The following is a 9828-nucleotide window of genomic DNA, read 5'->3' as shown; positions in this document are numbered from 1 at the left end:
AATTGTTCTTGCCGTCCATCCATTTAAATCCATTTTTGTCATATACATTCCCGCATTAACCATCGGTTCAATGGTGAAAACCATACCTTCTTTGATTCTCACACCTTTTCCCGGTTGTCCAAAATGAGGAACTTCAGGCTTTTCGTGGATAGATAGACCAATTCCGTGTCCAATAAAATCTCTGACGACTGAAAAGCCTTCGCTTTCTACATATGTTTGAATGGCATGTCCGATATCTCCAATCCGATTACCAATAACTGATTGTTCGATTCCTTTATATAAAGCCTGTTCTGTAACGTAAAGAAGTTTTTTGTCTTCTTCAGATATTTCACCTACCGGATACGTCCAAGCAGAATCTGCTAATGCTCCATCTAAGTTTACAACCATATCAATCGTAACGATATCTCCATTTTTTAATGGGGTTTTACGAGGAAATCCGTGACATACTTCATCGTTGATACTGGCACATGTTGCATATTCATAGCCTTTATACCCTTTTTGTTCCGGTGTTGCTCCATTCTCTTTTAAATAATTCTCTACGAAGTTATCAATCTCCCATGTGGTTATACCAGGTCGAATCATTTCTGCAATTTTTTTATGACAAGAAGCCAGTAATCTCCCAGCCTCTCTCATTTTTTCTATTTCTCTTGCCGATTTTAATACGATCATTTATACCTCACCGCCATGTTGTTATTCCTTAAATATTTTATACTAAAAACAATATTTTGTTTACGCGTTCTTCAATAGCTCTTCTTCAAGCGGAAGTTTATGCACAAGTTGATCAGCTAGCGGCAGTGAAACTGTTACAGTCGTGCCCTTTCCTTCTTGACTATCAAATTGAATGGTCCCTTTATGCTCTTTAATAATTTTATTCGATATCATTAATCCTAATCCGGTTCCTTTTTCTTTAGTACTGTAAAACGGCTGACCGATAAATTTTAGCCGCTCCTTAGGAATCCCTATACCTTGGTCACGAATGATAATTTGTGCATTTAAACCTTCTTTTAAGAGGGACACATTTATTATTCCACCTTTGTTCATTGATTCTATTGCATTTTTTAATATATTTAAAAAAACTTGTTTTAGCCGGTTTCCGTCACACTTGATGCACATTTTCTCTGTTGATTCTTGAAAGGAGATGGTTACATTTGCCTTAATGGCTTCCATGTTAATAAATGAAACAACGTTTTTAAGAATATCATTTATATCAATAAGTTCAAAATTATAAATATGTGGTTTTGATAACGCCAAAAATTCATTCGTTATCATTTCAATCCTATTTAATTCTTCCATCATAATATCGTAATAATTAGACTGATCATGGAAATCCTCTTTTAACAATTGGACAAAACCTTTTAACGTCGTTAACGGATTTCTTATCTCGTGTGCTACACCTGCTGCTAGTTGACCAATTAATGCAAGCTGTTCGGACTTTTTCAACAGTTCATCCGTTTGTTTTTTATCGCGTATATCGCGATAAATAAATGAAACGGCTATTAGATTCCTATCTTGACTAAAAATTGGACTAATCGATAAACTAACATCAATCTTGTCTCCACTCTTGGTTCGATGAGTCGTTTCAAAATTATTAACCGTGAGCCCTTTTTTTAAATATTCTTTTATATACTCATATTGAGTTAAATATTCCATCCCTTGGACTTTTAATTTTGTCTCCCCTTCTAATTCTTCCTTAGTCCATCCGAAAATTTCTTCATATTTTTTGTTAATTCGAAGTATCTTCCCTCTAGCATCCGTAATACAAATCATGTCATTAGAATGCTCAAAAAATGCATTTAAAAGATCATTCATCTCATTCCATTCGGTTTCCAACTGCTTTTTTGAAGTAATATCAGATAATGCGATATAAACGTCTTGAATTTCTTCGTTTATAAAAAATGGGAATGTACAAGCAAGTACAAATATTTCTTCCCCATCTTTTCTTTTTATTTTTCGTTCAAAGATTTCCATTTTCCCATTATTTAGTTTATCAATAAGTTCTTTCATCGAGTTTTCTTCTCTATCGTCCATTAATTGTGTAATGTGTTTATCTTTCATATCTAAAAAATCAAATTGAGTTAGTTTTTCAAATTTCTCGTTTACTCCCTTTATATAACCTTCAGCATTAACTTTGATAAAAGCAAAAGGACTTTTTTCAAAAATCTTTGATAAGTTTTTCCAACATAAATCTATGAACTCATCCGATTTCTTTTTTTCAGTTATGTCGTATAATAAAATTCCTAAATATGTTGCATTTGATTCCTTGTTCGGATGTAAAAAAATTCGATAATAACGGTGTTCTCCGTTCAAGAAAATCTTTGTTTCCATAACAAAATTGGACTTTTTCCCGTTGAAACATTCTTGAATTTGATGAAAAAAAGTATGACCAAATACATCTACATCGCTCAAAGAATGAACAATTTCCGGGGAATGGGTTGGTAAAAACATTTCTTTAAAGGAATCATTAGCAAAAATAATCGTAAATGTTCGATCAATAATAACTAAACCAGTTAATGTATCACTTACTATCTTCTCGAACATTGAATGGAGAGAAACATTTCGTTTTATAAAAGAAAAAACGAATGTATCATGATGAATAAAGTCATTTGTAATCCTTTTACAGTGAATAGAATACAATTCATCCTCTGTTAAACATGTAATGGATTCATCATTTGTTGATTTTTGAAAAAATGTTTTTAGTAATGGATGGTCCTCTTTACGCACAATTGTCCAAATTTGTAGATCGCAAGAAAAATCTTTTGCTTGTTCGTTTATAACAATTATATTTCCGTATGAATCCGTAACGATCACTGGAATTGGAAGCGTTTTAACAAAAGAAGATAAGAAATCAATATTCTTGTTATTCATCCCATCATCCCCATATTTTTTCATTTCTGCCGAATCTTTAGTAGTAATACTATTTTAACAAAAATGCTAATGGGGGACATAAAATTTTTATGCCAATATCCATCCATAGAAATACCCCTTAAATATTAGTCCGTTCACTAATATTTAAGGGGTATTCCTGCTGATGCTCGTTACGACTTCTTACTTTCCACTGCTTCTTCTTTTTTAAATTTTCTCCATTTGTAAAAAATTAAGGAGTAGGCATAGAAGAATAGGAATAAAATAAATGGATTTCCTATATACAAACCAGATTGAGAATAGCCTCCAAGTAGAGCCAGAATGATCATAAGAATAAGCAGATATCCAAAAATTACGATTTGAAAAATTAGATTTTTTTTACGACCTATTAAAGATTTCGGGTTTCGAAAATTTGGCACAAACAAGCCTAATGCCAATAAAACTATTAAAATAACTAATACTATTGTTTTAGGGACGATGTGCGCCAATTGCGAATTTGGAAAATAATCGATATAAAAAAACCATGTTAAAACAATAATGTAAGAACTAAATAAGGGTAATTCTAATTTTTTCATATTTCCTCCAATGTTATTCTAAAAGCTTTTTCTCGATTTTATGTTCATAGTTTTTGAAGATTGAAGAGTTCGTTTGCACCCTTTTTTTCGACAACATTCGATTGTATTGTAAAAGTTTCTCCGTAAATTTTTTCTTCAAACGTTCACGCTCTTCTTCATCATAGCAATTTTTAATTAAATCTTCTATCGTTAACATCTCTTTTTTTAGCTCATTTTCTTCAGGTGAATATCCCGCATTTTTTAACAAGCGGTAAGCCATCCGTAATTCTTTCGGGACATTAGCCGCTTCATCGGGAGCCAATGGTTTGCCAAAGCCTGGTAAATCATCAAATTCACCGTTTTTATAGGCTTCACGAATCCTTTCTTCCGATAACATTGCAAACAAATCCATTTCATCCACTCACCTTTCATTTTTTATTATTATACCCTATCGAAGATTATTTGTTCTTTTCAAAATTGGCTAAAATCTGAACAATTAAAATACAATCATATATATTTATTTTCAATGAATTCCCATTTTGATAAAATGTATACAAAACTTTAGAAATGAGGGATTTGCATGGAGAATTTCCAAAAAAACTTAGAAAAATATGCTGAACTTGCGGTTAAAGTAGGGGTAAACATTCAAAAAGGGCAAACATTAATGATAACTGGATACATTCATGCAGCTGAGTTTATTCGCTTAGTTGCCAAAAAAGCTTATGAAGCAGGTGCCAAACATGTTTACATCGATTGGGCAGATGAAGAACTAACGAAAATCAAATATGAATTAGCTCCTGATGATGCATTTGAAGAATATCCATATTGGCGTTCAAAAGAAAGAGAAGAACTAGCAGAAAACGGGGCAGCCTTTATGTCCATTGTTTCTGCAGACCCGGATTTTTTAAAGGGTGTTGATCCAAAGAGAATCGCAACGTTCAATAAAGCGGCTGGAAAAGCATTACATAGATTTCGACAATTTACACAATCAGATAAAGTCAGCTGGACAGTTATCGCCGCTGCATCCGAAGCATGGGCAGATAAAGTGTTTCCTAATGCTCCAAAAGAAGAAAGAATGTCTTTATTATGGAATGCTATATTCAAAGCTTGTCGAGTCGATCAAGAGGATCCAGTTCAAGCATGGAAAGATCATGATGCTAAATTACATAAAATTGTCGAATATTTAAACAGTAAAAAATATAAAAAACTTCATTATCGTTCTTCCAAAACTGATTTAACGGTTGAATTACCGGAAAAACATCTTTGGGTTGGTGCTGGAAGTGTGAATGAAAATGGAGTTTCTTTCATGGCTAATATGCCAACAGAAGAAGTTTTTACCGTGCCACTCAAAGATGGTGTAAATGGATATGTTTCAAGTACAAAACCATTAAGCTATGCAGGGAACTTAATTGATAATTTTAAAATTACGTTTGAAAACGGTCGAATTGTTGATGTCCAAGCAGAACAAGGCGAAGAAATTTTAAAACAGCTTATTGAAACGGATGAAGGATCTCGTTATTTAGGGGAAGTTGCACTAGTTCCACATAGTTCACCTATTTCCCAATCCAATGTATTATTTTATAATACTTTATTTGATGAAAATGCTTCTAATCATTTCGCGATTGGAAATGGATATTCGTTCTGCTTAGAAGGCGGAAAAACAATGTCAGAAGAAGAACTAACGAAAAATGGATTAAATAGTAGTATTACTCATGTCGATTTTATGATTGGATCCAGTGATATGGATATTGACGGTATTACTGCTGATGGAAAAGTTGAACCAATTTTTAGAAATGGAAACTGGGCGTTTTAATGGAGCAAATCTTTGATTTAAGAGGGCTCAAAATCTAAACCTTGGAAATGTTAACCCCAGATTTATTATTTCATCCATGAATTCAAATTTAAGTATTTATGAATAAACAATGCCTGTTTGACCATTCATATCAAACAGGCATTATTCGTTATTCTATCACAACGATAGCTGTTCCTGATGCTACACACATCATTATTCCATCGCGTAGTGTTTCAAAATCTAAACCAACATCAATGACCGCGTTCGACCCATTCTTCTTGCTTTTTCAACCATCTCCTCCATAGCTATTTGTTTACCTTCCGCTAATTTATTTTCATATGTACCCCTTTTACCACCAATGATATCCGTAACAGTTGCTAAAAAGTCTCTAACGACATTCGCACTTATTATTGCTTCTCTTTAATTATTAAAATACATATGTTTAATAGGATTATCCTCCGTAAAAAAGTAGCATGTTTGAGAATGAGAGAATTCCCTCATTTTTTCATTAGTTGAGCTAGAACATTATTAGCCTTTTTTTATTTGAAGCAGTCATTAACATTGAAATTTATTGTAAATTAGGATATTCTGTTTCCTGGTAAAAAAGTCTTATAGTAGAAAAGGAGTATAAAAATGAAAATATTGGATCTAATTGTATTATTATTAATTCTATTTTCAGTAATCGCTACTGTAATTGTTTTGATAATTAATAGAAGAATGAAAAAGTTGGATTACGAAATACAGAATTTGCAAACTCAACTTGAAAATATGGAATCTAAACCTTCAGAAATATTTATCGAGCGTAGAAATTATCATCGAATTAATCTTGATCAATTAGAATGTCGAATTGAATTCAAGAGCTTCGGAATCAAAAGACTTGGTCATCTTATTGGAAAATCTATAATCGGAGTGATTGATAACATTAGTGTAGGAGGAATTAAATTTATTACAAAAATTGATTTACCAATCCAATATCATATTTTTTGCCGAAATATCTTTTCAATTAAAAGATGAAAAATTTGATTTAATAGGGGAGTTTATTCGTAAAGAATCTATTATAGAACATAAGGAATTTATTTATGGTATCCAATTTAAATATTTAAGCAAACAAGATGAAAATCGATTAGGTAAAATCATTAATCAAATTGAACTAGAGAAGCATTCTATGAAACGTCTTCTAGAAAAACATTAATAAAAAAATATTTAATTATTAGTAATGATGTGCCATACATAAAAAGTCAATTGATACAAAGCCAGAGCCAAAACATCTCTTGCATGAGAAACGAGTGCAACTATTTACGCTAGACGGAGTATCGAAGTTGAAAGTGTTTGGTCACATCTGGGGGCAATCGGTCGTTCTGCAATTTTCAATACAAGAACACAACAAGTCTATGTTCTATAGCCCCTAATATACTGAAATTATCATGCATACGCCAGCTAATGAATTCAAAAAAAGAGAAGGCAAGTGAAGTAAGACCAATAATTTATTCCACTTGCCTCATTTTTTAGAACATTTTAGACATCCCTTAATTCATTATTCTCTCACAACGACAGCTGTTCCTGTTGCCACACACATCATCATTCCATCGCGTAGTGTTTCAAAATCTAAATCAACACCAATGACCGCGTTCGCACCTATTCTTCTTGCTTTTTCAACCATCTCGTCCAAAGCTATTTGTCTACCTTCTGCTAATTTATTTTCATATGTACCGCTTCTTCCACCAATGATATCCGTGACAGTTGCTAAAAAGTCTCTAACAACATTCGCCCCCATTATTGCTTCTCCTATGATATTAAAATACATATATTAAATATTATTCCTCACACTTTCTAAAAACTTATTGATGTGAGTAAAACAACTATGAGGAATAGCATAAATGGTAGAACCCTACCGATTTTTGATGTAGCATTTAAAATTAGTGAAGCTTCAAAAAAGGATATTTAAAGAAATCTAGGTGAAGAAATGAACATTCATATTGCGATGCACTATACTCATAGAGGTAACATTAAACTTCGTCGTGGAGATTTTCCGGTATACAGATACAAAGAAGATCCACATAGTGAGGCAGTGAGAGTTGCAAAAGAGTGGGTAATTCAAATAATGGTCGAGGAACCGGAATTAAGAATCGAGAAAATAATTATTGATAACAAAGATGATATTACTGAAATGGTACTAAATAATTTACCGTATTAAGCCTAAGAAAACGCCTTTTTTGACAGTACTTAAAAATATAAATATATTTACCATAGCAACCAGTCTACTCCTTTTTATGGGACTTGAAGTAATATTTGAAGAAATAGACTGATTGCTAAGGTAGGCTTGGAAGTGAGGGCGATTCGCCTAAATGTAATTATTTCCAAAACATATTATTTTATTAATAACAATTGTATATTTTTTTATAGGGATAAAAAAATCGCCCTCGTTATGAGGGCTTTTTAAATGGGATAAATTTATGGAAATCGTTCCATGATACTTTCATTAATATCATAACTAGAAGATTTTATAAATAAACAGATGGATATCCACTTCATTTATTCTTTAATTACCAATTTCTTTTCATAAATACAATAAGGACAGAAATTATATTTATCATAATCATAATTATTGTATTTAACACTTGGATATATTAAATGATGATAATCTATAAAAACAGGATACATTTTATTATTATATTGATCATAAATTGATATAACTCGAACAGATTGAGTTAACCCAAGCTGCCAATATTTATGAGTTTCTCCTATTTCGTCTAATAGCTTTTTGCCGTGAATTTTATAAATAATTTCATTAATTAAACTAATTTTCTTTTCATCATCAATAGTGTGACAGTGAGGGTAAGGTTTTTTAGTATTCCGCTTTATAGCTTCCCAATTCTCTTGCACCGTTGGAAAGATTTTATAAATCAATTGGAATATGTAATCTGAAAATTGTTCAGGGCCTTTTAATTTATTAGTAAAATCCTGAATATTTATACTTTTAATCCAATTTTTATATGTAAAATCAAATGATAATTGTCTATTGGGTCCAGTAGGGCTATGGCTATTACTTACATTTTTTACTTTACTAACTGTATTTTTTACTTTTTTATTTTTTTTACCCCTCATATTATCCCTACTGAATCCTCTTTATATAACATTCATATATGTCTTTATCGTTTATTACTTCATTACAACGATCAAGTGGCCCATAACCCTTACGAGCATTAATCCATGGACTTTCTTGATGGGTAATTGATTCTAATTCGTTTCCATTAAAATGTCCATATTCATCCCATACTTGTTCTAGAATATCTAAAGTATCTTCATCAAATTGAGGAAGTTGACCTTCAAATTTTTCAATCTCGTTATACCCTTTGTGTCGATATTTGTCATAAATAGAATACACAACTGGTCCATGAACCCATGCTTCAAACTCCTCATCAAACAATTTGTTATCAAGTTCTTCACTTGATTCGTTTTGTAATGTTAAATACCAAGCATATGCGTAGTATAATAATTTTTGTAATTTTTTCGGTGTCATTGATTCTTTAGATAAAAACCAATTAGCAACATCTTCTATGTTATACATATCAATCTCCCCTCTTGTAATTTTCAGAAAATTCAGGTTGATTATTCCTCTATATTTATATTATTTAAAATTGTGTAGTTTGTAAACAAATTTAAAAATTTATGCATATCTTTTCACGTTTTTAATTATTTTTGATTAAAGATTATTAACAAATTAATTTTAATAATTTCCCCCTAAAAAAACATTATAGATAAATAACGTAAAAAATATACATATAAAATCAGAGAGGAGTTATCCCCCCCTCTCTATTATTCTGCTACAATATACACTTGATATCCTTTTTTCTTCAACTCGTTAGCCAATTTTTCAGCATTAGCTTTCATAGAAAATGCGCCTACTTGTACTTTATATAATTTACCTTCTGGTGATGTAGATGGTTTAGATTGTGCTTTCTTCTTCAATCCGATGGCTTTGACAATACCATTAACATGACCTTGAGCGATTTTATCTAAGAAGGAGGATTGTTTCAGCTTTGCAGCGTCATTTTTATTATCAATAAATCCGTTTTCTGTTAAAATAGCTGCCATTGATGTTTCTCTTAATACAGCATAATTCTCTCTCTTTTTCCCACGATCCGTAAATCCGGTAGCCTTTACTATTTCCGGATGAATAGTATTTTGGTAAGCGATTGTAGCTTGTCCTACATTTCCGTTATAGATGAAGGATTCAAAGCCAGTTCCTCCCCCTGCATTAATATGAACGGAAACGAATAAGTCAGCTTTCCAATTATTCGCTTCTTTAGCACGTTCGGAAAGGGAGAGTTTTCGGTTTCCCTCTCGGCTTAACTTTAATTGAACATTCTCGTATTGTTGTAACAAATTTTTTATTCTTTTAACAATTTCTAATGTCAAATTCGCTTCTTTTAAACCATTTCCTACTGCACCGGGATCATAACCAGCTTTATCTCCTTCATGTCCAGCATCAAGGTATATCTTTACCATATAAAACTCTCCTTTCTAAATTTTAAAAATTAATGGGGCTGTCCGATAAGTCCCAAAAAAAGAGCGAAATTGAGAAATCCTTGTGTTTCTCAATTCGCTCTTTTTACATTT

At 31.8% G+C, this 9828-nt stretch carries 11 protein-coding genes and 1 pseudogene; 3 read left to right on the top strand and 9 right to left on the bottom strand.

What is annotated here, in order from left to right; all coding sequences use genetic code 11:
• From map to AC3ASS_RS11730, 4 genes are all read right to left on the bottom strand, one after another.
• Positions 1-669 (bottom strand): type I methionyl aminopeptidase (gene map / locus AC3ASS_RS11745; protein ID WP_488283721.1); only part of this gene is annotated, 669 nt, incomplete at its 3' end.
• A 60-nt stretch (positions 670-729) separates the two neighbouring features.
• Positions 730-2865, bottom strand: coding sequence for a PAS domain S-box protein (locus tag AC3ASS_RS11740; RefSeq protein ID WP_488283720.1), 2136 nt, complete (start codon positions 2863-2865; stop codon positions 730-732).
• 170 nt (positions 2866-3035) lie between these two features.
• Positions 3036-3437 carry a hypothetical protein gene (locus AC3ASS_RS11735; RefSeq protein WP_488283719.1) on the bottom strand — a complete coding sequence of 134 codons (402 nt, stop codon included), beginning with the start codon at positions 3435-3437 and terminating at the stop codon, positions 3036-3038.
• Between the two features lie 13 nt (positions 3438-3450).
• Positions 3451-3828, bottom strand: a complete 378-nt coding sequence (locus tag AC3ASS_RS11730; protein WP_488283718.1) for a DnaJ family domain-containing protein — start codon at positions 3826-3828, stop codon at positions 3451-3453.
• A gap of 168 nt (positions 3829-3996) precedes the next feature.
• Here AC3ASS_RS11730 and AC3ASS_RS11725 point away from each other — a divergent pair, with 168 nt between their 5' ends.
• Entirely contained in the window at positions 3997-5229 is a 1233-nt protein-coding gene (locus AC3ASS_RS11725) for an aminopeptidase (protein WP_488283717.1), read from the top strand.
• A gap of 148 nt (positions 5230-5377) precedes the next feature.
• Here the strand turns inward: AC3ASS_RS11725 and AC3ASS_RS11720 are convergent.
• Positions 5378-5625, bottom strand: a pseudogene (locus AC3ASS_RS11720) (heavy metal-binding domain-containing protein); the annotation flags it as partial.
• A 216-nt stretch (positions 5626-5841) separates the two neighbouring features.
• On the opposite strand from AC3ASS_RS11720, the gene AC3ASS_RS11715 reads away from it, so the two are divergent.
• The gene (locus AC3ASS_RS11715) at positions 5842-6222 is read left to right on the top strand and encodes a hypothetical protein (RefSeq protein WP_488283716.1); all 381 of its coding nucleotides are present in this window, start codon (positions 5842-5844) and stop codon (positions 6220-6222) included.
• Between the two features lie 520 nt (positions 6223-6742).
• Here the strand turns inward: AC3ASS_RS11715 and AC3ASS_RS11710 are convergent.
• Positions 6743-7012 (bottom strand): YbjQ family protein, encoded by a 270-nt coding sequence (locus AC3ASS_RS11710; RefSeq protein ID WP_488283715.1) that lies wholly within the window; start codon positions 7010-7012, stop codon positions 6743-6745.
• Positions 7013-7171: 159 nt separating this feature from the next.
• Between AC3ASS_RS11710 and AC3ASS_RS11705 the strand changes: the two genes are divergently transcribed.
• On the top strand, positions 7172-7402 hold the full coding sequence (locus tag AC3ASS_RS11705) for a hypothetical protein (RefSeq protein ID WP_488283714.1): 231 nt from the start codon (positions 7172-7174) through the stop codon (positions 7400-7402).
• 338 nt (positions 7403-7740) lie between these two features.
• Here AC3ASS_RS11705 and AC3ASS_RS11700 read toward each other — a convergent pair whose 3' ends face one another.
• The 3 genes from AC3ASS_RS11700 to AC3ASS_RS11690 form a co-directional block, all read right to left on the bottom strand.
• A complete protein-coding gene (locus AC3ASS_RS11700; RefSeq protein WP_488283713.1) occupies positions 7741-8313 on the bottom strand; it encodes a hypothetical protein in 573 nt (190 codons plus the stop codon).
• Between the two features lie 7 nt (positions 8314-8320).
• A complete protein-coding gene (locus AC3ASS_RS11695; RefSeq protein WP_488283712.1) occupies positions 8321-8776 on the bottom strand; it encodes a Panacea domain-containing protein in 456 nt (151 codons plus the stop codon).
• A gap of 248 nt (positions 8777-9024) precedes the next feature.
• Positions 9025-9717, bottom strand: a complete 693-nt coding sequence (locus AC3ASS_RS11690) for an N-acetylmuramoyl-L-alanine amidase (protein ID WP_488283711.1) — start codon at positions 9715-9717, stop codon at positions 9025-9027.
• Positions 9718-9828: the final 111 nt, after the last annotated feature.

It is taken from the genome of Bacillus sp. JST-5 (assembly GCF_057747715.1).
This window is presented reverse-complemented; position numbering and strand designations above follow the sequence as displayed.